General features: G+C 45.2%; 21 protein-coding genes and 1 tRNA gene. 16 read left to right on the forward strand and 6 right to left on the reverse strand.

Annotated features, from left to right (window positions below; all coding sequences use genetic code 11):
• The first annotated feature begins 124 nt into the window (after window positions 1–124).
• The 6 genes from NAF29_RS09150 (at window position 125) to NAF29_RS09175 (ending at window position 6100) form a co-directional block, all read left to right on the forward strand.
• Window positions 125–547, forward strand: a complete 423-nt coding sequence (locus NAF29_RS09150; protein WP_251261245.1) for an HvfA family oxazolone/thioamide-modified RiPP metallophore — start codon at window positions 125–127, stop codon at window positions 545–547.
• A gap of 70 nt (window positions 548–617) precedes the next feature.
• On the forward strand, window positions 618–1460 hold the full coding sequence (locus tag NAF29_RS09155) for an HvfB family MNIO-type RiPP peptide maturase (RefSeq protein WP_251261246.1): 843 nt from the start codon (window positions 618–620) through the stop codon (window positions 1458–1460).
• A complete protein-coding gene (locus tag NAF29_RS09160; RefSeq protein ID WP_251261247.1) occupies window positions 1457–2224 on the forward strand; it encodes an HvfC family RiPP maturation protein in 768 nt (255 codons plus the stop codon). The genes NAF29_RS09155 and NAF29_RS09160 overlap by 4 nt, the downstream gene beginning before the upstream one ends.
• Before the next feature lie 361 nt (window positions 2225–2585).
• Complete coding sequence (apt, locus tag NAF29_RS09165) at window positions 2586–3128, forward strand: adenine phosphoribosyltransferase (protein ID WP_251261248.1); 543 nt, start codon at window positions 2586–2588, stop codon at window positions 3126–3128.
• A 20-nt stretch (window positions 3129–3148) separates the two neighbouring features.
• On the forward strand, window positions 3149–5725 hold the full coding sequence (dnaX, locus tag NAF29_RS09170; protein WP_251261249.1) for a DNA polymerase III subunit gamma/tau: 2577 nt from the start codon (window positions 3149–3151) through the stop codon (window positions 5723–5725).
• Between the two features lie 48 nt (window positions 5726–5773).
• Window positions 5774–6100 (forward strand): YbaB/EbfC family nucleoid-associated protein, encoded by a 327-nt coding sequence (locus tag NAF29_RS09175; protein WP_251261250.1) that lies wholly within the window; start codon window positions 5774–5776, stop codon window positions 6098–6100.
• Window positions 6101–6226: 126 nt separating this feature from the next.
• Here the strand turns inward: NAF29_RS09175 and NAF29_RS09180 are convergent.
• The 3 genes from NAF29_RS09180 to NAF29_RS09190 form a co-directional block, all read right to left on the reverse strand.
• A tRNA-Pro gene (locus NAF29_RS09180) sits at window positions 6227–6303 on the reverse strand.
• Between the two features lie 100 nt (window positions 6304–6403).
• Window positions 6404–8209, reverse strand: coding sequence for a DUF3413 domain-containing protein (locus tag NAF29_RS09185; RefSeq protein WP_251261251.1), 1806 nt, complete (start codon window positions 8207–8209; stop codon window positions 6404–6406).
• Window positions 8210–8295: 86 nt separating this feature from the next.
• The gene (locus NAF29_RS09190) at window positions 8296–8517 is read right to left on the reverse strand and encodes a YejL family protein (protein ID WP_251261252.1); all 222 of its coding nucleotides are present in this window, start codon (window positions 8515–8517) and stop codon (window positions 8296–8298) included.
• A gap of 76 nt (window positions 8518–8593) precedes the next feature.
• On the opposite strand from NAF29_RS09190, the gene NAF29_RS09195 reads away from it, so the two are divergent.
• From NAF29_RS09195 to NAF29_RS09230, 8 genes are all read left to right on the forward strand, one after another.
• Window positions 8594–9604: a nucleoid-associated protein gene (locus tag NAF29_RS09195; RefSeq protein WP_251261253.1), complete on the forward strand. Its 1011-nt coding sequence runs from the start codon at window positions 8594–8596 to the stop codon at window positions 9602–9604.
• Between the two features lie 424 nt (window positions 9605–10028).
• The gene (gene malE / locus NAF29_RS09200; protein ID WP_251261254.1) at window positions 10029–11210 is read left to right on the forward strand and encodes a maltose/maltodextrin ABC transporter substrate-binding protein MalE; all 1182 of its coding nucleotides are present in this window, start codon (window positions 10029–10031) and stop codon (window positions 11208–11210) included.
• Between the two features lie 87 nt (window positions 11211–11297).
• On the forward strand, window positions 11298–12941 hold the full coding sequence (malF, locus tag NAF29_RS09205) for a maltose ABC transporter permease MalF (RefSeq protein WP_251261255.1): 1644 nt from the start codon (window positions 11298–11300) through the stop codon (window positions 12939–12941).
• 13 nt (window positions 12942–12954) lie between these two features.
• The gene (gene malG, locus NAF29_RS09210) at window positions 12955–13845 is read left to right on the forward strand and encodes a maltose ABC transporter permease MalG (protein WP_251261256.1); all 891 of its coding nucleotides are present in this window, start codon (window positions 12955–12957) and stop codon (window positions 13843–13845) included.
• 51 nt (window positions 13846–13896) lie between these two features.
• The gene (locus tag NAF29_RS09215) at window positions 13897–15042 is read left to right on the forward strand and encodes an ABC transporter ATP-binding protein (RefSeq protein WP_251261257.1); all 1146 of its coding nucleotides are present in this window, start codon (window positions 13897–13899) and stop codon (window positions 15040–15042) included.
• A 357-nt stretch (window positions 15043–15399) separates the two neighbouring features.
• Complete coding sequence (locus tag NAF29_RS09220; RefSeq protein ID WP_251261258.1) at window positions 15400–17175, forward strand: GGDEF domain-containing protein; 1776 nt, start codon at window positions 15400–15402, stop codon at window positions 17173–17175.
• A 114-nt stretch (window positions 17176–17289) separates the two neighbouring features.
• On the forward strand, window positions 17290–18171 hold the full coding sequence (locus NAF29_RS09225; RefSeq protein ID WP_251261259.1) for a 6-pyruvoyl trahydropterin synthase family protein: 882 nt from the start codon (window positions 17290–17292) through the stop codon (window positions 18169–18171).
• Complete coding sequence (locus NAF29_RS09230; RefSeq protein ID WP_251261260.1) at window positions 18164–19000, forward strand: M23 family metallopeptidase; 837 nt, start codon at window positions 18164–18166, stop codon at window positions 18998–19000. The genes NAF29_RS09225 and NAF29_RS09230 overlap by 8 nt, the downstream gene beginning before the upstream one ends.
• 36 nt (window positions 19001–19036) lie before the next feature.
• On the opposite strand, the gene NAF29_RS09235 is transcribed toward NAF29_RS09230, so the two are convergent.
• Complete coding sequence (locus tag NAF29_RS09235) at window positions 19037–20338, reverse strand: pepsin-like aspartic protease (RefSeq protein ID WP_251261261.1); 1302 nt, start codon at window positions 20336–20338, stop codon at window positions 19037–19039.
• A 60-nt stretch (window positions 20339–20398) separates the two neighbouring features.
• Window positions 20399–22231, reverse strand: coding sequence for a M61 family metallopeptidase (locus NAF29_RS09240; protein ID WP_251261262.1), 1833 nt, complete (start codon window positions 22229–22231; stop codon window positions 20399–20401).
• A gap of 86 nt (window positions 22232–22317) precedes the next feature.
• Between NAF29_RS09240 and hinT the strand changes: the two genes are divergently transcribed.
• Both hinT and NAF29_RS09250 read left to right on the forward strand, forming a co-directional pair.
• Window positions 22318–22668 carry a purine nucleoside phosphoramidase gene (gene hinT / locus NAF29_RS09245; protein ID WP_251261263.1) on the forward strand — a complete coding sequence of 117 codons (351 nt, stop codon included), beginning with the start codon at window positions 22318–22320 and terminating at the stop codon, window positions 22666–22668.
• Between the two features lie 119 nt (window positions 22669–22787).
• Window positions 22788–23264, forward strand: coding sequence for an Mpo1 family 2-hydroxy fatty acid dioxygenase (locus NAF29_RS09250; RefSeq protein ID WP_251261264.1), 477 nt, complete (start codon window positions 22788–22790; stop codon window positions 23262–23264).
• A gap of 3 nt (window positions 23265–23267) precedes the next feature.
• Here the strand turns inward: NAF29_RS09250 and NAF29_RS09255 are convergent, their stop codons facing one another.
• Window positions 23268–23867: a Maf family protein gene (locus tag NAF29_RS09255; RefSeq protein ID WP_251261265.1), complete on the reverse strand. Its 600-nt coding sequence runs from the start codon at window positions 23865–23867 to the stop codon at window positions 23268–23270.
• Window positions 23868–23892: the final 25 nt, after the last annotated feature.

Here is a 23892-nt window from a genome sequence, read left to right on the forward strand (position 1 = left end):
AATCAAAATTTTGTGAAATAAATTTCAGATCGGTAAGGTCTTGTTTAATAGCTGGAGAGGCGCTGTGACGGAACCGTCCGGTAGCCAGTTTAAATAACCACAATCTATAATGTAGGAACTGACTATGAAAACTTTAAATAAATCTACGATCGCTGCTGCTGTTGGTGCTGTTGCTGTGGGGACCGTTATGATGGCTCCTGCGCATGCAGAGACATCTCCATTTGCTTTAACTGATTTGGTTTCTGGTTATCAAGTTGATCAAGCAGAAGGCAAGTGTGGCGAAGGTAAATGCGGCGGCGACAAAGCTAAGAAAGAAGGCAAGTGTGGCGAAGGCAAATGCGGCGGCGACAAAGCCAAGAAAGAAGGCAAGTGTGGCGAAGGCAAATGCGGCGGCGACAAAGCCAAGAAAGAAGGCAAGTGTGGCGAAGGCAAATGCGGCGGCGACAAAGCTAAGAAAGAAGGCAAGTGTGGCGAAGGAAAATGCGGTGGCGACAAAGCCAAGAAAGAAGGCAAGTGTGGCGAAGGAAAATGCGGTGGCGCAGCATAATTAATCGCACATAAATATTGTTATTCTGTAGCCAGCGTTAGCTGGCTACATTGTTTCTGAGGTACTTCAAATGAATTCTCTGCAAATGCCAAGTGGCTCTGGCCTGGGCCTGCGACGTGAGATGCTGGGCGAAATGCTGCAAAAAAAACCATCGAATGTCGACTTTTTTGAGGTGGCGCCTGAAAACTGGATTCCATTTGGTGGCAAGCTCGCCAAGCAATTGAAGTCTCTGACTGAGCAATATCAGTTTGTGACTCACGGACTGTCACTGTCCATTGGTAGTCCTGATCCGCTCGATATTGAATTTGTAAAAAAAGTGAAGCTGTTTCTCGATGAACACAATATCAAAGTTTACTCCGAGCATCTGAGTTACTGCAGTGCCGGTGGCCATATGTATGACTTAATGCCAATTCCTTTCACATCGGAAGCCGTCAACTACGTGGCAGATCGGGTTAAGCAAGTTCAAGATATTATTGAGCGGCCTTTGGTACTCGAAAACGTCTCTTACTATGCGGCTCCAGGTCAACAACTCAGCGAAATAGAATTTACTAAGGCGGTGCTTGAAGAGTCAAACTGTGGTTTGTTACTGGATGTGAATAACATCTATGTGAATTCCATTAATCACGGATATGACGCTTTAGACTACCTAAAGGCATTGCCGACCGAACGAATTATATATGGGCATATTGCCGGTCACTTCAACGAGGCAGAAGATTTGATCGTTGATACCCATGGCGCAGACGTTGCTGCCCCTGTGTGGGAGCTGCTAGAGCAGGCGTATCGCTTTCATGGTGTATTTCCAACCTTACTTGAGCGCGATTTCAATATTCCCGAGATGTCAATATTGACTCAAGAAGTAGAGCGCATTCGTTCGTATCAACATGAATTGGGTGGTATGGAGCAATCGGCATGAGTCAGATTCTGAGTTTTCAGGCGCATCAACATTTATTTGCCGAGCATTTGCGCAACCCCGAAAGTCGACCCGTGCCAGAGGGGGTTGAAGATCGGCGCATGGGCATTTATCGCGATTTGTTTTTTAACAACGTTAAAGGTTTTATTGATCAAGCATTTCCCGTTCTTCATTCGATCATGGGAGAGGAAGCTTGGCTTCATGAGGTGAAAGGTTTTTGGGCGGCGCATTCAAGCCATTCTCCTTATTTCATCGATATATCAAAAGAGTTTTTAGACTATTTAATATCGGAGAGAGAGGCAAAACCGACCGATCCAGCCTTTATGATTGAGTTAGCTCACTATGAGTGGATTGAGCTCAGTGTGTCGGTGAAACATTGCGTTACGTTAGACAAACCAATTGAAGCAGAGCAGCTGGTTGAAAATACCTGCCTCAGGGTTTCTGATACTGCAATCGCATTGCAATACCAGTTTCCAGTGCATCAGCTTAAAGTTGATTTTCAACCGGAGCAACCGACTGAGCACGGAGTCTACTTGGTGGTGTACCGCGATTTTGAAGATGACATTCAATTCCTCGAGATTAATGCTGTGACTGCCAAACTTCTGGAGTTGATATTAGCATCGCCAGGAATTAATTTAACTCAGTTACAACAGCCTATGTGCGACTTTATGCCTGCCTATCCAGCAGAACAGGTGGCTTCTGGAGCTTTACAGGTACTTCAACAGTTGGCACTTCGGGGTATTGTGAGAGCGCGAGTTCAACCCTAGAGTTAAGCTCATGCTCAAAAAACCTAGTAAAATACTCAAGTTTAGATTAGCATCTGCCGCTTAAAATTTTTATAACATTAATGCTGGAAATAAACATGGGCTCAGAGAATTTTAAAGAACCCTACAACATATGGTATTTCTTGGGTTTCATTGCTATTTTGGCAATGCCAACATTACCAATGTTGATCAGCTGGACGCGCATTGCGACTGGCGGTTGATACGCTTGAAAGGTGACCTTAGGGTCACCTTTTTTGTGGATGTTTTGTCATAGAATTTTACCCTTCGTCTTGGCCTGTTGATTGAAACATGCGACCATTGCCGCTCTCAATTTTTACCAATTCTTAAGTTGAATCCATCTTCTATGAGCGAACAATATCCTTTCATAAAATCCAGTATCAAAGCCGTTGCCGATTATCCCAAGCCTGGCATCATGTTTCGAGATGTAACTAGTTTGCTTGAAAACCCCGCAGCTTTTCACCAGTCAGTGGATCTTTTGGCGAAGCCATTTCGCGATCGAGGTTACACCAAAGTTGTAGGAACAGAAGCTCGTGGCTTTTTATTTGGCGCGCCGGTTGCCTTAGAACTAGGCCTTGGTTTTGTGCCTGTGCGTAAGCCCGGAAAACTGCCCCGTCAAACCTTGTCGGAAAGTTACGAATTGGAATATGGTGAGGATACGCTTGAAATTCACAAAGACTCCATTAGCCCTGGCGATAAAGTATTGTTAATCGATGATTTGCTCGCAACAGGTGGTACTATCGAGGCCACAGCCAAGTTGGTTCGTCAACTTGGAGGCGAAGTGACCGATGCAGCCTTTGTTGTGGCTTTGCCCGATTTGGGCGGTATCGAACGATTGCAAAAACTCGGCATTGAAAGTCACTATCTATGCGAATACAACGGCGACTAATTACTCCATAAGGATTTGACATGAGTTATCAGGTGCTGGCGCGAAAATGGCGCCCTGCAAAGTTTTCTGAAGTCATTGGTCAAAGCCATGTTGTGCAGGCACTCACGAATGCGATGCAAACAGGCAGGCTTCATCACGCGTATTTATTCACTGGTACTCGTGGAGTTGGGAAAACGACGCTTGGGCGAATACTCTCTAAAAGCTTAAATTGCGAGCAAGGGCCGGCAGCAGAACCATGTGGTGTGTGCAGCAGCTGTGTTGAAATTGATGAAGGACGCTTTGTTGACCTCATTGAAATCGATGCTGCATCGCGCACTAAGGTTGAAGATACTCGCGAAATTCTTGATAACGTTCAGTACAGACCGACGCGGGGACGATACAAGGTCTATTTGATTGATGAAGTACATATGTTGTCTCGTCATTCATTTAACGCTTTGTTAAAAACGCTTGAAGAGCCGCCGCCGCACGTTAAATTCCTGTTAGCCACAACGGATCCACAAAAGCTGCCAGTCACCATTCTTTCGCGTTGCTTGCAGTTTAACCTGAAGGCCATGACCGTTGATCAAATCGGTGGTCAGCTCGAAAATATTCTACAACAAGAGTCTGTGCCATATGAGGCACTGGCAATAGGTCAGCTTGCTCGCGCAGCTCAAGGGAGCATGCGTGATGCTCTGAGTTTGACAGATCAGGCGATTGCTCACGGGCAAGGTCAACTTACAGATGTGAGTGTCACGTCGATGCTGGGCTTGCTCGATCGCGACCACTTGAAAGGCTTGGTTCAGGGACTTCTTTCCGGTAGCGCAGATCAGCTGATGGCTAAAGTGTCTGCCATAGCGTCATTTGCACCCGACTATGACAAGATCATTGCTGAATTGCAGAGCTTACTTCACAGAGCAACACTAGCAGCGATGGCTCCGAGTGCTTTGTCAGAACAAGAACCAGAACGAGATCTACTCATTCAGCTCTGCGAGCAATGGGTTCCAGAGCAAATCCAATTGGCCTATCAAATACTCGTTCAGGGACGGCGAGATTTATCATTTGCACCCGATCCGCGAAGCGGTTTAGAGATGACATTGATGCGGATCTTGATGTTCCGCCCCATGCAGCAGACAGATTTGCCAAAAATGGATGCATCATTCGAACGTCATGCTCCTTCCGTACCTGCACCTGAAGACTTAGTTGCGGAAGCAGGATTGAAACCTGAGGCGAGTCTAACGTCAGATATTGCTAAAGCTGATTTGGGGGCGCCAAAAAAAGAACCAGATGGACCTGTTGAAATCAGCCCTCCTGCAGAGCAAGAGCATAGTATTGAGCAACCTATCATTGAACCGACGACTGCAGAGCCTGTTGCCGTCCCCCAATCCCAGCAGCAATCCGATGACGTAGCGCCACCTTCTGAATTTAAGCAGGAACCAGTTGTGGCGGAACGAATGCCCGAGTCACCTGCGATGAGTGGCCCCCAATCTGCAACCGACGGATTCGATCCCAATGAACTCATGGCAATGCAAGAGCAAGACAACACGCAGGCTACATTGGAAGCTCAACAAGATCTAATCATGTCGATGGCTGAATCTCAGGGCTTTTCACCTGAAGGCTTTGTGCCAGAAACTCAAGCCGACGCGAGCCGAAAAGTGGCCATTGAACAGCCTGAAATGATGAACTCTGATGCGCCTTCAGTTGCCCCTATCTCTGCTCAGCTTCAAGAAACAGAGAGCACTCGCCCAAGTCCAGAGAGCGAGCAAACGGTGTCGGTTCCGGCCAAACCTGCAACGCCTATTGATGGTTTATTACAAACGCGCAATAAACTCAGAAGCCAAATAAAGAATATTGAGAATCAGCACAGAAGTGCCGATGCCAATGCGGGTGCTACCGATGTATCTCGTATTTCTGCAATTGCCAAGCAAATTAACCAAACGGATGCTAAGCAACCGTCTGATGAGCTTCCCGACGAGCCCGCAGACCCTGAGCCTGAAAGATCGCAATTAAGTACAACGCTAGAGCCCAATGACATTCCGCCATGGGAAGATCAACCTTTGGCAGAAAAAGCCAACGAAGCAGACATTGCAGTGCCTGCTGACGTTGAACTCAATCATTCAGAACTGGAACTTGATGCCGTTCAGCAAGAACAGCCCTCAAGCGAAGTCTCCGACACCGCATTAGAGGGAGACCTAGAACCGACTGAACAGATTATGGTGGTGCCCCCTGAGCCCTATGTGGTTCAAAAAGCTTGGTGGGAGCAACTGATCGATACGCTAGGCTTCGATGCATTAAAGCGTCAACTGGCTTTGGATTGTCATTTAAATCCGGTGGGCGATGGCTACCAATTGGAAGTGCCAGTCAAAGCACGTCATTTGGCGAGTGAGGCCAACATCAATGAGTTGGTCAACAAAATTCATGGATACGTGGGCGTCAATACGCCTATTGAGGTCATTAATGGCGCTGAAATCGAAGCTGAAACACCGCGTCAAGCACAGGGCCGGCGGGTTGAAGAGCGACTGGAACACGCGATTGCTACAATTCAAAGTGATCCTGTGGTGCATGAGTTAACGGAAGCTTTTGATGCCACCGTTGATCACGATACAATTACACCGATATAATGATGCGCGGCACTGGCCTAGAATTTGTCACGACAATGAGAGAAAAGTATGTTTAAAGGCGGAATGGGTAACCTGATGAAACAGGCCCAGCAAATGCAAGATCGCATGGCAAAAGCCCAAGAGGAGATCGCAAAACTGGAAGTGACCGGTGAAGCGGGAGCTGGCTTGGTTAAAATAACAATGACAGGGAGTCATAGCGTTCGAGCCGTACAAATTGACGAAAGTTTGATGGACGACGACAAAGAAATGCTTGAAGACCTCATTGCTGCTGCGTGCAATGATGCAGCGCGCCGTGTTGATGAAACAACTAAAACTCGCATGGCAGACGTGACCGGTGGCATGAATTTACCACCAGGTATGAAAATGCCGTTTTAATTGAGATTCATATCCAACTAAACCGCATCGTTCGTATGCGGTTTTTTTATGGCTCAATGAGGACCGTCGTTATTTAGATAATAAAAAAGGCTTAACAATATGATTGCTAAGCCTTTTTTAATTGTATGGTCTCCACGGCAGGATTTGAACCTGCGACCCCCGACACCCCATGACGGTGCGCTACCAGGCTGCGCTACGTGGAGAAGTTGAGCTATATTAGCGATTCACTGCTGAATTGCAATACACCAAACACATTGCTTTAACCGTTTGATTATTCTTTGAACAATATTTCTAATTCGGGCCTTAATCGCGCGAGAATCGTTGCATTTCTCGTACTGCTTCAAGCATTGGAGCGACTCTGAGTTTTGCCTTGTCTTGAGCTTCCATTAGATTGTCATAGATTTGGTAGTCACCAAATTTCATGACTTGCGTTAAACGGTCGGGCTCAATCAATGCAAAATCATTTCGCTGCCCTAGGAGTAACCAATGGTGCGCGGTGCGTTGTACGTCAGCTAGATTAATGCCGCTACTAAAGTTTCGAGTGCTCACGTATTTGTCGGTCAGCATTTGCACTAAGGTGGCTGAGAAGTCGTAGTGGGTGGTTAAGCCATCGACTACCTGAGGTGATATTCCTGCCCCCATCATTAAGAATGGGATTTGAACATTGGCAGGGCTGAAATCATGCTGATGTTTAGCTGACTCCGTATTGTTGAAATTAACACCGTGATCGGACGTAATCACTAAGATGGTATTGTCAAAATTGATATGCTCGCTTACCAAATTGATAAGTTGATCTACGTGTAGCACAGCATTTTTATATCGATTGACGAGTCCGTCGTCATCCATCTGTACGTTGTTGTCGAGTAACAAAACGCCTTCCAGATCCGGCTGGAAAGGGTTGCTAAATCCCGGAGGGGTTGCGTAGCGTTGCACACCCGTTAGATTGATCAGGTAGAAACCTGCTTGATCTTGGGTTTGTTCGTAATATTTTTGCCAATGATGCAGCGTAGCAGTGTCGGCAATCGCCGCATTGACACGCTGTTCAGGACTATATTGAGTCTCGAAATCAGAATACAGCGTGGGCTGCTCGGTTGGACGCGTTGAAAAGAGCGATAAATCATAGCCATTCTGTTTCAACCAATGAGTCATTGCAGGTGGCGTTAACGAGTATTCAGCAGCGCGGGAATATGTCGCCGGAATGCCATAAAGTAGACCGAACATTGCAGAGTCGTGCTCTTTCCCGCTGCTGTAATAACGACTGCTCCATAAGCTTTGGCGAGCCAGCTTGGTGGTATAAGGCATATTGGTGGGGTTGAGCATGTCTGCTCTTAACGACGATACAACCACCACAACCACATTTGTATTGGTATTTGGAGATGCAGCTATCGGCGCTAGCGGATAATGAAAACGCACATTTAAGCCGTCTTCAGATGTTTCTGTTGAAGATGTGACGCCCCACTTTGAAAGCGTTGTTTTTGCGGTCAGTGGGAACGAGATAGGGTAGAATTCTTGTTGACGAGTAATACCGCGATGGCCATTTACATCGGCAATTGCATAGGCAAAGTTGTATGCAAAGAAGCAGGCGAAAAACACCTGAGTGACCCGTTTACCAAAGACTCTTCGTGAGCGGCTTTCGCGCCATAAGCTAAGCCAATTTGCTAACGCAATTTCCAGCGCTAACAACAGTAAGACGGTCCCGCCTAGTTTCCACCAAGCCATGCTAATCTGCTGCTCTGAATCAGCATGAAACAAAAGTTCAAACAACAGTGCATTGGAGTGCATACCAAGGCTGGTGTAAAACTGACTATCTAACAACAATAAGGACTGTGCTGCGGTAGCAACAATAATGGCGACGGTTCGATATAGGCGCCACCAAGGTAAGATAAAGGCGAGAGGAAAAAGCAGTACAATAAAACCTGCAAAAAACAGAAAAGCAAAATGCCCAACCGTGTAGGTTGCTAAAAACGCATTGTCGATAATGCCGGTTGGCCAGCCCCCCGCCCATGCATACCTGAAACCTACGAACACACCGATCAGAACGTTACAAAACGTAAACCAGTGTCCCCATCCAACAATTTTAGAGACGTTTTCCCTGTAATTCGTTTGCAATTTACTTTCCTGCACCTTTGGAGAAATAAACACGCAATGTGCTTTACTCTTTTGTTTGTATTGTAACTAAGATTTGTAGTCTGTGTTTAGTGAGATTCGTTCACTGCACGTTGCAATACTTGCCCGAATTGCTCTGCAATACCGGCTCTTTGATTCGCACTGACGCGTTCCATTAGTAGTTGACTGACTGTATTACCCAGTACCATGAGCTGTAAATCGACTGGGGATTCGTGTTTTAAGAACACGTGTTGGATTTCCGACATGAGTTCTTCGACGTGTTCTGTTGTGTATTTAGATTGAATTGGCATTGACGATATTCACTTTGTTATTGCTTCCGCTAGTGTAACATAGCGTGTTATTAATCATTGCTGACCTTTCATTATTATGTCGATTAACCTCAATCATTTCATCATTCATGGGCTGAAACATAATTCCCAAGATCAATTTGTGTGTGTGTTTCAAGAAGAAGAGTTGCCTCAAAGTGACGCGGCTAATCAGCTTATAGAAGAGCTACACATTCGTTTCAATGCAAAGCCGAGTAAAGGCATTGGCCGTTTTGCTGAACAATCAGAGTCTCAGTTTGTAGAGCAACTTGCACAATGGCAAGAATACCCAGAGTCATATGTAGGTTTTTCACAACAGACTATTCGAGCCATTGGCGAAAAAATGCATGAGTATGGTTTGGCCAATGATTGCTATGTATTGATGGCTGAATATCAATATGTTGCGCAGAGATTCTTATTGATCGCTGAACTGCCTATTAAAGAAAAAGTCACCTGTAGTGATTCACTTGAGTTATCGCGACTTCGATTTTTAGATGCTGATGCGATGCAGCTTGCTGTGAGGTTGGATCTTATGGCTCTCGAATCAAATGATGAAAGCAATTATGCGGTATTCATCAAAGGTAGGGCAGGGCGAAAAGTCGCTGATTTCTTTCTAGACTCTTTGGCCATTGAAGAAGCAGTGGATCGCAAAGCTCAGGCTGAAGAGCTAGCGCAAGTGGTCAATGACTACTGTTCACAACATGTTGAACAAAAAGATGTGCAAGCTGAATTGAAAAAAGAAGTGGTGAGCTTTTGCAAAGAACAACAGGTGGCAGGTGAACAGGTCAATGTAGGGGAGCTTTCTCACGCGATCTCAGGGCCTGCCGAAGTGAGTTTTTCTGATTTTATTTCAGGCTCAGAATCGCAATTACCCGACGCGATTGAACCAGAAATTAAGACGCTGCAAAGAATGACGCGTTTTTCTGGAACAGGTAAAGGCGTATCAATCAGTTTTGATGCTGCGTTAATGGGGGGACGAGTGCGCTACGATGCAACTTATGATCGACTGACAATTGATGAAATTCCGCCCAATTTAAAAGAGCAAATTTTAAAACAATTGCAATCTGATTAGGGTTACTTTTAACTGCTTGTTTGCGTTTTAACAACCGCCAGCCATACTTCTATTCTATGAGAACGGTGAAGTGATTTGCCGTTCTAATTCTTAAGAAACCGGTAACAAAATTTCATTACAACTTACGAGATGTTGTCATTGCTTCAATTTTGAGCGCGATTCCGACTAAACTTTTGTTATGAAATCGGTTTCTTGGTTGTTCTGAATTAGTGCTTCCAAAAATTCTAAGCATTTTTTCAGTAAAAACGGTTAAAAAGTGTGCGATTTTTGTCTTGTTTTGAAAGTCAATTTCAAAAATTTGAGTTAGGTCATGTGATGTTAGTAAGGCATGAACTACACTTGCCGCGGCTAGGTGGGGGGACTCCCTCCAAAATAAAAATATCAGAGCTTAAAGCTCATATAACCTGATAAAGGAAAAGGCATAATGAAAAATTCATTGTTGGCTACTGCCGTAGCTGTTGCTTCCCTGGGTATGTCTGCATCTGTTGCAGCGCTAGAGGAAGGTAAACTAGTGATTTGGATCAATGGTGACAAAGGCTACAACGGTCTTGCCGAAGTCGGCAAACGTTTTGAAAAGGATTTAGGCGTTCAGGTTGTGGTTCAGCATCCTGAAGGTGCGACTGATAAATTCCAACAGGCTGCTTCTACAGGCGATGGTCCAGATATCTTCTTCTGGGCACATGACCGTTTTGGTGACTGGGTAAGTGCGGGTCTTTTGGCGCCAGTTGAGCCAAGTGCATCCACAAAAAGTTCAATCGAAGATTTTGCATGGGACGCAGTGACAGTAAACGGTAAACTTTATGGTTACCCGCTTTCTGTTGAAGCTGTTGGTCTTATCTACAACAAAGATTTAGTACCAAACCCACCTAAGTCGTTTGAAGAAATGCCTGCGCTTGACAAAGAACTTCAGAAGCAAGGCAAGCATGCGATCCTATGGGATTACGCAAATACTTACTTCACATGGCCATTATTGGCTGCAAACGGCGGCTACGCGTTTAAAAATGAAAACGGTAGTTACGATGTGAATGACACCGGAGTGAACAACAAAGGTGCGAAGCAAGGCGCTGCTGTTATCAAAAAAATGATTGATGACGGAATGATGCCAACGGGTGCAAACTACTCTGTGATGGAGTCTAAGTTTAACTCAGGCGAAGTTGCCATGATGATCAACGGTCCTTGGGCTTGGGGCAACGTTGAAAAGAGCGGTATTAACTACGGCGTTACTTTCATTCCAAGTGTAGGCGGCAGCCCCGCGAAACCATTCGTAGGTGTTGTTGCAGGTGCATTAAACGCTGCTTCACCTAACAAAGATTTGGCAAAAGAGTTTTTAGAAAACTATTTGTTAAATAAAGAAGGTCTATCGGCAGTTAATGCTGACGTACCATTGGGTGCGGTTCCGCATAAAGAATACATGAAAGAGCTTGCAACAAATCCAAACATTGCTGCAACCTTTGCCAATGCGCAAGCGGGTGAGCCAATGCCAAACGTTGCTGCCATGGGTAAATTCTGGTCAGCGATGGAATCAGCTCTGAAAAACATCACTTCTGGTCGTCAAGAAGTTGATGCTGCATTAGATACAGCTGCAAAGCGTATCGTTGGTAAATAAGTTATATACCAACACATAACGAGATTGGAGGAAGCCATTGCTTCCTCCTCTCATACATCAAAGCGAAGGTTAATCTAAGGTTGTAATATGGATGCAAATTCACCTGCAAAGGGCTCTGCTGGTGGTTTGTGGCTGAAAATCGCGTTGTTAGCAGTAGTGATACTGTTCGGCGGTTATTCGGTCATAGCCATGTACGCCAGCGGCGAATATGCATTTGCGATTGTCACGCTGCTGCTCATTTCTTTAGGTGTTTATGTTTTTACGAATCCTCGTACATACGCGCACCGATATATTTTTCCTGGGGTTGCCGGAATGGCAATCTTCATCGTGTTTCCTATGGCATACACGGTCTTTATTTCTTTTACCAACTATTCGGGTGTCAACCTACTTAGCCTAGAGCGAGCTCAAAACTACTTGAGAGCGCTTACTTATCAAGCTGATGGTGGTTCATTCGAGTTTTCAATGCACCCAACTGACTCAGAGGGACGTTACATTCTGGCGTTAAAATCTGAACAGGACGAGAGCAAAATATATGTTTCTCATAGTGTTGAAATTCTAACGAAAAAAGAAATTACGGCAGCGCGTATGCGCAAAGCAGATTGGCCGATGGTTGAAAATGGAGTTGAGTTGGTTCCGGCAACAGCCTTACCAACTACGCCAGCAGAAGCTATTCGGACGATCGTGCAAACACGTGATCACTTGTCGGCACTGAAACTGAATTTGCCTGATGGTGATGTACTAAGCATGAATGGTTTACGCAAATTCTCGGCGCTTAAACCTGTTTACACCTTGCTTGACCAGGGCGCTATCATTGCCGATCAGATTATCATATCTGACAGCAATACGCTCAGAGATAACCGCTCTGGTGAGTTGTTACGTCCCAACATGAATTCGGGCTACTACCAATACGTAGATAATAATGGTCAGTTTGTTGGTGAGCGAATTCCTCCTGGCTTTACAGTCGGAGTGGGTTGGAAAAACTACCTTCGCGTCATGACCGACAAAGGCATTCAAGGCCCGTTCCTTCAAATCTTTGTTTGGACGGTTGTGTTTGCTGGTGCATCAGTGGGTATTACCCTGATGATTGGTATGATCATGGCTTGCTTAGTTCAATGGGAGCATTTGAAAGGGCGCGCACTTTACCGCGTGTTTCTGATTCTCCCGTATGCGGTACCTGCATTTATCTCTATCCTTGTGTTCAAGGGATTGTTTAACCAGAACTTTGGTGAGATCAACTTAGCGCTTGAGAGTATTTTTGGCATTAAACCGGAATGGTATACCGACCCTGTCCTAGCGAAGCTCATGATTCTAATTGTGAATACTTGGCTCGGTTATCCGTACATGATGATTTTGTGTATGGGTCTGTTGAAGTCTATTCCTGAAGATCTTTATGAAGCATCTGCGATGGATGGCTCTGGCCCGGTAGGTAATTTCTTCAAGATTACTGTGCCGCTATTGATGAAGCCGCTTACGCCGCTGTTAATTGCCTCATTTGCATTTAACTTTAATAACTTCGTGTTAATTTTGCTCCTCACAAATGGTGACCCAGATATTATTGGAGCCACAACTCCGGCCGGTCATACCGACTTGTTGGTGAGTTATACCTATCGAATTGCGTTCGAAGGTTCAGGGCAGGATTACGGTTTGGCAAGTGCGATTGCAACGCTCATTTTCTTGATGGTCGGAGCATTGGCTATCCTCAATCTCAAACTGTCTAAAGCAGATCACTAAGGAGGCGATACTCATGGCTATTGTTCAACCTAGTTCGATTAAGTACCGCATCTTGGGCACACATGCATTCTTGCTGTTTTTTCTAATGCTTGTGGTGTTCCCGCTTCTAATGATTATTGCGATTTCATTTCGCGAGGGTAACTTTGCGATCGGCAGTATTATTCCAGAAAATCCATCGTTGGAGCACTGGAAGTTAGCGCTTGGGATTCCGGTTATTTTGCCTGATGGCACGATCAAGCCACCACCATTTCCAGTGTTAACTTGGTTGTGGAACTCTATTAAAGTTGCAGGCATCACCGCGGCTCTGATTGTGGTGTTGTCAACGACTTGTGCCTACGCCTTTGCGCGTATGAAGTTTGCAGGTAAGCAAACTATCTTAAACGGAATGTTGATTTTCCAAATGTTCCCAGCTGTACTGGCGTTGGTGGCTATTTATGCAATGTTCGACAAAATCGGTCAACATTTCCCAGCATTGGGTTTGAATACTCACGCAGGTTTAATTTTTATCTACCTGTCCGGTATTGCATTGCATGTTTGGACCATCAAAGGGTACTTCGAGACAATTGATGCGTCGCTTGAGGAAGCTGCCGCGATTGACGGTGCAACCCCTTGGCAAGCATTCCGATTGGTCTTATTGCCGCTGTCGGTGCCGATTCTTGCCGTTGTATTTATCCTGTCCTTCATTGGAGCAATTACAGAAGTGCCGGTAGCATCGCTGTTACTCACCGATGTCGATAAATATACATTGGCAGTGGGTGCACAGCAGTATCTGTACGAACAAAACTATCTCTGGGGTGATTTTGCTGCAGCAGCAGTGTTATCCGGTTTCCCTATTACCGTCGTGTTCTTACTCGCTCAGCGTTGGCTGGTAGGCGGATTGACAGCAGGCGGAGTGAAGGGGTAACCCTTTGAACCAAGATTTTAGCAAGAGCTATAAGAATTTCGGAGTCAAATAATGGCTGAAGTTGTATTAAAAAATGTTCGTAAGAACTACGATCCGGCTGTCCATCAGGACACGCTCAGAGAAATTAACCTTCATATTAAAGAAGGCGAGTTTATTGTATTTGTTGGGCCATCTGGGTGTGGTAAGTCAACGCTGTTGCGCATGGTCGCAGGTCTGGAAGATATTACTTCTGGAGACTTGGAGATTGGCGGCACGTATATGAACGACAAGCCGCCTGTAGAGCGCAATGTCGGTATGGTGTTCCAGTCATATGCTTTGTATCCGCATATGGACCTGTACGAAAACATGGCGTTTGGTTTAAAACTAAAAAAAGTTGATAAGGCTGAAATCAAGAAGCGTGTCGATGCTGCCTCTGACATTTTGGGATTAACACCTTTGCTTGATCGTAAGCCTAAAGCACTTTCTGGGGGGCAACGCCAGCGTGTTGCAATTGGTCGCTGTATTGTTCAGCAACCAGCGGTGTTCTTGTTCGATGAACCACTGTCTAACCTCGATGCTGCTTTGCGCGTGAAGATGCGTATTGAAATTGCAAAATTGCACAAAGAGTTGCAGTCGACAATCATCTACGTGACTCATGATCAAGTTGAGGCCATGACGTTAGCCGACAAAATTGTTGTGTTGAGCCCATTAAACAAAAATGCGCCTTCTAATTTGGAGCAATTCGGTTCGCCATTGGAGCTCTATCATGCGCCAGCAAACCGTTTCGTTGCTGGGTTCATTGGCTCACCTAAGATGAACTTTTTGAAAGGTGAGTTGGTGGAAATTAATCCTGACCATTGCATGGTGAAGATTGAGTCTGGCGATGTCATTAAAGCTTCAGTTGATGCCACCCGAGCTGCGGTTGGCGATAAGGTTGAACTTGGGGTTCGCCCTGAGCATTTGGTTGAAGCGGATCACCCTCATGCGGATAGCTCTGTGACCGGTGATGTGATGGTGGCTGAGCATTTAGGTGCAGAGTCATTTATCTATATGACCGTTAACGGTGAAGACTTCACTGTAAAAGCAGAAGCTGAAACAACGGCACATGCTGGTGACAAATACACCATTTGTTTACCTGCAGACGCTTGTTATCTGTTCGATGCTGATGAACAAGCATTTCCGCGTTTAGCGAGATATACAACGACCAAAATCTCATAGTAATTGGTGTTTGCGAACTGTTGAAAGCCGACTTTAGAGTCGGCTTTTTTGTGTCTGTGCTCTACCGGTGGTGTAAATAATGCGTCTGTAATCATCAGGATAAATAATCACCTTTTGACGACCCCTATTTTATGTATTAGCCATCTTGAACTAGATTAACCAAGGCAATGTTTTCAAAATTAAATTTGTAGGACTCAAGGCGGGTTATATGACAGAATACGGTTTACAAAAACTTGAGCGCAATGTTGAATTTCGCTAGGTTAGAGATGAGATGCCGACGTATAGATGTTGTAAAACTATGGTTCGAGCTGATTAAGTCTGAATTTTGTCTAAATTAGAAGAATAATATTGCTGTTAATGAAACGATTGATTGTCAGTTTAATGTTGTTTGTTACATCCTTTGTGACGATTGCGTTAGATAATGACAATATAGAGAAGCAAATTACTACTTTAGAATCTTTGCGATGGAAAGACCGTGAAGATCTCACCTCGTTGCTCAATCAGATTGTCCCAAACCTTGGCCAAGCAAGTTTGCAGCAACGGCTTCGCGTGAATTTGGTTCGAGCGGAGCAATTCGCTTTAGATGGCGACTATTCAAAGTCTGAACGCATCGTATCAGCCATTGCTCAGGTTGAGCGGCACCCTCAGCAACAAATTCGGGCATACACTTTGCTGGCTCAACTTGCTAATTTGCGTGGCCAATATGAAGAGGCTTTCGTACTGTTGGGTAAAGGAGAGGCACTGATCGAAACTGTGCCAGCATCCATTGAGAAGTTGTATCTATTGACCGCCGCGGTTGATCTTTTCAGCAAAGCTCGGGTGTACGACGAAGCTGAATTGAGAGCCTTTCAAGCACTTGAGTTGGCCCACTCAATCAATGATAAATCAGCCATGTGTTCAGCCTCATTTGCGATCGCTAAGTTGAATTATGCCCAACAGCAATTTGAAAAAGCTCAGTTGTTGTTTAGTAACCAAGTAGAGCTCTGTCGTGAAAACGGAGATGTACTTTATGTAGGGGTAGGTGAAGTAGGGTTAGGTCGGACGTTGCTTCGCAACGGAAACGTATTAGCTGCCGAAAAATCATTGTTGCAAGGTTTGCAAACTCTCACTGGTACAAGGTTCCAAGCCGGCATTCTTCGTGCTCATATCGCATTGGCTGAGCTGAAAATGGAAGAGAAAGAATATCAGTTTGCGATGAATGAAATTGTTGTAGCCATTCGTCTAGGAATTCAGTTAGGTCAGTGGAAAGAGTTGACCGATGCATACCGTTTTGCCGCTGAAGCATCCGAACGATTAGGGGATTTAGATGACGCCCTCAGTTATGAGCGCTTGTTGCATGATGCGACAGAAACGGCTTTGAGTAGCAGCCGCGAAATTCGATTGGCGTACCTTAAAGTTCGCTTTAATAGCACCGCAGAGAAGCAAAAAATTTCATTATTCAAGAAAGAAAATGAAATTAACAAGCTTCGAGAGGACGCCGTACTTAAGCATCGCTGGTTGGTGGTGTTAGGGCTGTTTGCGGTAGTGGCTATCTGTGGTTTGTTATTTGTGCTGTTGATTCGCTCTCGCAAAGAACATAAGCACTATCGCGTGTTGTCTCAAATCGATGCCTTAACCGGTATTTACAATCGCCGGCATTCTCACGAACTGGCTGAAATTCGTTATCGAGAGTGCCAAGAAGCGAATGAGCCATTTAGTGTGGTAATGGCAGATGTTGACTATTTCAAACAAATTAACGATACATTTGGCCATGCGGTTGGTGACGATGTGTTGAAGCTTATTGCATCGCAATTCAAAAAAGCCATGCGTAAACGCGATATTGTAGGCCGTACTGGTGGAGAAGAGTTCTCGTTCTTTTTACCGGGCAGTAATGAAGAGCAGGCCAAACCGATTGTGTCTCGTTGCCGAGAAAACATGTTGGCCATTAAAGAAATGGTTGCACAAGAAATTGGTGTGACGGTCAGTTTTGGAATTGCAAGCTGTGTGGACGGACAAACACCACTTGAAACGCTGATTCGTCGTGCTGATGAAGCTCTATATGCAGCGAAAGCCGCTGGCCGAAATCGTGTTGTTGTTTATCAGGGAAAATCTGACGAAAGCAAATCAGATTCTCAGCTTGAAGTCATGCTTTAGTCTGCTCAATCACTATCGGCGTTTTGTGGCGCGCAAAACGTCGAGCTCTTTCATCCATTCGCGTATACTTATCGATGTCGATTCGTTCATTATTACCAAGTTTGAGAGTTTATTATGCAGTTGTTTGTCAAAGATCTGACCGTCATTGACGCGTCTTATTTGTGCCCAAAGCGCGGCATGGTCGGGCATAGTTGGCTAGTGGACGTGGTACTCATTGGTAATTTAGATGAGCAAAGCATGGTGCTTGATTTTGGCCAAGTAAAAAAACGCATTAAAGCGATAATCGACGAAGAAGTTGATCACAAGTTACTCGTCCCCAGCGATCATGAAAACACATTATGCACGTCTGGCGATCACGAGATGCTTTGGCTCGATTTTGAAACAGACAAAGGATCTATTCACCTTTATAGCCCTTCGCAAGGCATTGCTTTAATTCCTGGTGAAGCAATTACGATTGAAACCGTGACCCAATATCTCAGTGAAATCATTAAGCGCTACTTGCCAGCCAACGTTGCACACCTTCAACTCACACTTAGAGAAGAAGTCATTCATAGTGCCAGTTATCAATATACCCACGGTCTGAAGAAGCATGATGGCAATTGTCAGCGTATTGCTCATGGGCATCGGTCAATGATTGAAATCTGGACCAATGCGACTCGTAACCATGAGTTAGAACAGCGCTGGGCAAATCGATGGAGTGATATCTATCTAGCGAGCGTGGAAGACAAAGTGCCACCTGAGCAATTACATCGCTCAAAAGGTGCGGAGCTCATTTCTGATGAGAGCCACGACTGCTTTAGTTATGTATCGGGTCAAGGGTTGTTTGAATTAGCGATGCCTAAATCATCGGTTGAACTGATTGATACAGATACGACTGTGGAGTGTTTAGCTGATTATATTTTAGCAACAGTTAAGCGTGAATTTCTGGTCTCAGAGCATGTGAGAGTCCATGCATATGAGGGTGTTGGCAAGGGAGCGATTGCAACAGATGAATAACCAACGACTTTGTATATTGGGTGTGCTTTTATTCTGTGCTGGACTCGGACTGGCAAATGCCGAAAACCTCCGAGACCTCAAACTGCAGGGAGAGCTGACACAAGGTAGCTTGATCCGAGGTCAGGCTGAAGCCGGAGCCAGTATTTTACTCGACGGAAAGCCTTTGAAAGTAGGCCCTGCTGGAGAGTTTGTATTTGGCATCGGGCGCGATGAAACTCAAAGTAAATTATTGCAAATCGCTTACTCAAATGGCGATAGCATTGAAAGGACACTGGCAATTAACCCCAGAACATTCGATATTCAAAAAATTGAAGGCATTTCAAAGAAAATAATGAACCCTGATCCGAAAGCGATTGAGCGTTCAAAAAAAGATAACCGTATGGTGGCGGCAGCGCGTGCGCCAATCACTGATGAACTTGACTTCACTCAAGATTTTATATGGCCAGTGAAAGGCCCTATTTCCGGTGTGTACGGCAGTCAACGGGTCTTTAATGGTGTTCCTAAACGTCCTCATTATGGTGTTGATGTTGCCGTCCCCACAGGGACCGAAATTGTATCGCCCGCAGATGGTCAAGTGACGTTGTGGGTGCCAGATATGTTCTATTCTGGCGGTACCATGATCATCGATCATGGCTTTGGTGTAAGCTCAACGTTTCTTCACTTGTCTGGGGCATTGGTTAAACAGGGAGATGTGGTTAGCCAGGGCCAACCGGTGGCCCTTGTTGGTGCTACCGGTCGTGTGACGGGCGCTCATTTAGATTGGCGAATGAATTGGCGTTCGGTCCGTGTTGACCCTCAACTGCTGGTGCCTGCAATGGACGCTCCCTAAAAAGCGGGGCTCTAACAAGCATGGCTTGGGTTGTTGCTATGAGGCTGAATCAATGGCATGCCATTGACGACGTTTGGCCAATCTTAATTCGCCGTTCATATCGGCACTTCTATCGAATACAGCGAAGTAATTGTTAAGCATCGGCAGCCCAAAATTTGTTTGATTTGGCCATCCGTCAAATTGAGGAATGATGGCAAAAAATGCCTCGTTTGGTGCCGGTGAATGACATTGCCAGTAACTTTCAGGCGGCACTTCAATGCTTGAATCTGCTTTTGCGTTGGATTCAATATCGCCTTGAAAAATAAACTTTAAAGTGGGCCAAACTGCCAAATCTAGTTTGTCTATTGCGATGCCCCGTAAATCGTCAAAATGCGCGTTGGTTTGTTCTGCTGCAATGTCATAAAACTCATCGATGAGGCGGTGTTGTGTGGGCAGTAATGATGCGAGTGTTGCACGCAACTGTTCAAATAACATTTGCTCTAAGATGATATAAGTACAGCCTGAATCAACAACAGCATTGCTGACACAATGTTTGAATTTGGGGTCTACATTATTGGCTGCAATGGCGGGCTGATCACCTATTTGTAACGATTTAAGGTGAACGTTGTAATGCTTATCGTGAACGACTTCGATGGTTTGAAAATCGCCTTCATACAAATCCGTTTGTTCTTCACCACCTCCGAGAATTAGAAAACCCTTGTTTTCATCCAAATCTGCATATTGGGCTTGTGACAGTTCGCAAGGTTCAAACCGAAAAGCCCGTTGTGTATACAAAGCAAACTTGTTCGCAACTAAACCGTGTTGCTCCATATCCGTAAAGAATGGGGTCACATATTGTTTGGGGTATTGCTTAAGCATGGTTCTAAGCTGACGATAGTCATCAATGCTTGCCCCAAGTCTAAAAGGCCAAGGATAGCTCGCTTTCAATGTGTTTTCGTCCAAGTAACCTTGAATATTGTATGCCGGGTTTAAGTCACTGTAGGCAAGACCCCAAATGCCATCGGCATGCGCAAAAGTCTCAGAAATTTCAGATTCCATGATAGCCATTGCTGCGCCATTTAATTCCACAGAACGCTGTCCATTTGCCACTCGCACAGTGGTATGAACCACTGGCCCTGCCCAAGCGCCAATGCCGTAAATAATGTCTTGGGCAAGCGAGGTCGTTGTTAAATGCGCATCGTTCTCTGGCTCGCAAATATCGTCTTTGATGGCTAAAGTGGCCGAGCCTGTGTCTAAAATAACGCGAGCATTTCGCCCATGCGAACCCACCTGAATAGTGGCGCAGTAACCTGCTTCGGCATAGGCAACATTAATCGGAATACGTAACCCTTGAGTCATGATTGTAGTCTTTCCAGGGTGAAAGCAGGCCCTCTGCGAATGCAGAGGACATGAAGGGGGTTAATGCGCCTGAGTGACGCCTGTGAGCCAAGCTTCAGCTAGCACCTCGTCGAACAATTCCAATTGAACAACACAGTTGTCAGAAACTTGTACGTCGAGCTTAAATGTCATGAGTTGATCGTGACGAAATGCGTGCACCGTGACTTGTTGGGCTGGGGCAAACTCATTTAATACAGATTGAATACTTGCCTGGCAAACCCTTGTGTTGCCAATAGCCACAATAACATCGCCTGCTGACAGCCCTGCGCGTTGTGCAGGTTCGTTGTCGTAAACAACAGATAGTTTAACGCCAGCTTGTTCGGCTTGGGTTAGGGCTCCTAAATGATTGCCGGGGTTTTTAGCATTGGGTTTACCGCCTTTGTCATCCTTGTTGAATTGCGGACGCAGAATGTAATTCACCCCGACCCATTCCAGTAAATCAGCCGTGGGCAGATCGTCTGTGGTGTCTAAAGCGGTATGGAAAAACACAGCCATTAAAGCGCGTGCATCAGGTTGATAAGGCGAGAGTAGTTCAACGCAGTAGGTTTGGATCGTATTATCAGACGTGCCTTGACCTGTGACTCCGTGACGCTCCCACAAAAGCCGCATGACATCATCAAGTGTGATTTGGTGATTCGAATGAAGCCGCAGCAACAAGTCCAAACACAAGGCTATTTCTCCACCTTTTGTATAGTAAGACACGATGGCGTTGGGGGCATTTTCGTCTTGTTTGTAAAACTTAGTCCATGCGTTAAAGCTAGATTCTGTGACGGTTTGGCGTTCTTTACCGCTGCCTCTAGCGACCCGAGAGAGGCTTTTAGCCAACATGTTGAGGTAGTCTGCTGTTGAAATAACACCGCTGCGACACAAAAATAATTCGTCGTAGTAACTGGTGATGCCTTCATACGCCCATAGCTGCTGAGTGTATTGTTCTTGGCTTAAATCGAAAGGGGTGAAATCAATGGGTTTAATACGCTTCACGTTCCAGCTATGGAAGTATTCATGGCTGCAAAGGCCTAAAAAATCCCGATACTCATCTGTTTGAGGTGCAATATCTGTTGTGATTAGCGAGTTTCGAGAACACATTAAAGCCGTCGAGTTTTTATGTTCCAGCCCGCCATAACCTTTACCTACCACCATGGTCATAAACAGATAGCCATCAAAAGGAGCGCCACCAAAAAACTCAGTTTGATAATCACAGATTTGTTTAACATCAGCGGCAATTCGCCCTAATGCGCCTTGGTTTGCGCCTGTATAGATCATACGGTGCTGAACCCCAGCAGACTCAAAGCCAACTTCGCTAAAGGTGCCCATTTCAAATGGGTAATCGAGAAGATCATCATAGTTTTCGGCGATATATGTACCAAAGCCGAAGCTATTTACGGCTTTGGCTGTCATGCCGGTGGCAACACACCAGTCGTTGGTGCGAGCGATATCATTGGCAATCACGGTTAATTGATGAGGACAGCGCTCTGAACCAATCACTTTTAAACAAACACTGCTCGGATTAAAAAATCCATGTGTTTGGTCGAGATGAGCGGCTCTCACTGATAAGTCCCATGCATAAACGCGATAGCGAATCTTTATTTCTCCGGCGGCAGGCTCGACGGTCCAACTTTGCTTGTCTGTTTGCGTGACTTCCAGCTCCATCGATTCTGTAACGGCGTGGATACTGACAATATGTCGGGCAAAGTCTCGAATCATATAAGAACCCGGTAACCATGCTGGAAGCGTTACTTTTAACGATTCTTTGTGGGGCAATAGTGTTGTTAGCTCCACGTCGTAGTAGTGAGAAACAGCATCTTTAAAAGTAATGTCATAACAGATAGGGTCATGGTTCGAGTGTGTAGGCATATAATTGAATGCTCCGCTTGCTTATGGATTCGTAGAGGCAGGTGACATATGCTAATCGAAACTGCATTCAGCGAGAAGGAAATGACATGGCTGAACCTACCATTTTTTCAAAAATTATCAGTAAAGAGATCCCGGCCGACATTTTGTACCAAGATGAACTGGTCACTGCGTTTAGAGATATTGCACCGCGTGCGCCCACACACGTTCTGATTGTACCCAACCACCAGATCCCAACAATCAATGATGTGACTCAATCTGACGAGCTAGCGTTGGGACGTTTGTTTACGGTTGCGGCGAAGTTAGCCCAACAATTTGGCATTGCCGAAGACGGCTATCGTCTCATTGTTAATTGTAATAGCCATGGGGGCCAAGAGGTTTATCACATTCATATGCACCTTGTGGGCGGTCAACCACTGGGCCCGATGATTTCGGTTTGATGTTCTATTGAGTAGCCAGTCAATAGTGTGCGGTTAGTAGCAAAAGTAGTTGCAAGCCAAGCATTGACTTTAATTTAATGAGAATCTTTATCAGATCCGATCTGTGAAGGAATCTTTTTATGCCAAATGCATCGTTGCATCAACTACTCGATAAATATGGTGAAAGTCACCAGAACAAAACAAATAAACTGATTCACTGGATATGCGTGCCTGCGATATTTTTCAGTGTGGTGGCACTCGTGTGGAGCATACCCGTGCCTTCCCTATTTGCTGAGGCAGGTGCGTGGCTTAATTGGGCAACCATTGCCTTGGCATTGGCGCTGTTTTATTACGTCAGACTATCGATAATGATGGCATTTGGAATGCTATTGTTTAGCGGAATATGCGCTTGGTTAAGTTTTTGGCTGCAAGCCAATGCCACTATACCATTGTGGCAATTGGCTTTAAGTATTTTTGTGGTGGCTTGGGTAGGGCAATTTATTGGACATCACATCGAAGGAAAGAAGCCCTCATTTTTTGATGACTTCTTGTTCTTATTAATTGGTCCTGCTTGGCTCATGCATTTTTTGTATCAGCGCTTGGGCATTCGCTTTTAGGGATCAAGATTGGCGGGCGAGGGAGAGTACGTCCAAGCCTTGCTTCTTGAGCATTTTAATCAATTGAATTAGCGGTAACCCAATCAGTGTATTGGGGTCGTCACCCGATAACTTTTCAAACAAGGCAATACCTGCCGCTTCACTTTTAAAGCTTCCAGCACACTTATAGGGAGTTTCTAATTGGAGGTAATTTTCAATTTCTTCGGTACTTAAATCTTTAAAGTGAACTTCAAACGGCTCTACAATCGTTTCAGAAGTATGATTGTGACTGTTATACAAGCATAGGCCGGTTAAAAAAGTGACCACTTGGCCGCTGCTATTTTGTAATTGTTGAACAGCATTGTCGTGCGTATGAGGCTTACCCAGTATTTGGTTGCCCACAACCGCTACCTGATCGGAACCGATAATGAGTGAGCTGTCATGAACCTTGGCAACTTCTGTGGCTTTTTCAAAGGCGAGTCTTGCCACTAAATCTTTTGGATTTTCATCGGGTTGTGCGTTTTCATCAATATTCGGGGCACTGCACTGGAAGGGGATTTGTAGCTTTTCTAGAATCGCTTTTCTAAAGGGCGATGTGCTGCCCAAAACAATAGGTAATGTCATCACTTTGGCCTATAATCAGGTGAAT

The organism is Echinimonas agarilytica (assembly GCF_023703465.1).
Classification (GTDB): domain Bacteria; phylum Pseudomonadota; class Gammaproteobacteria; order Enterobacterales; family Neiellaceae; genus Echinimonas; species Echinimonas agarilytica.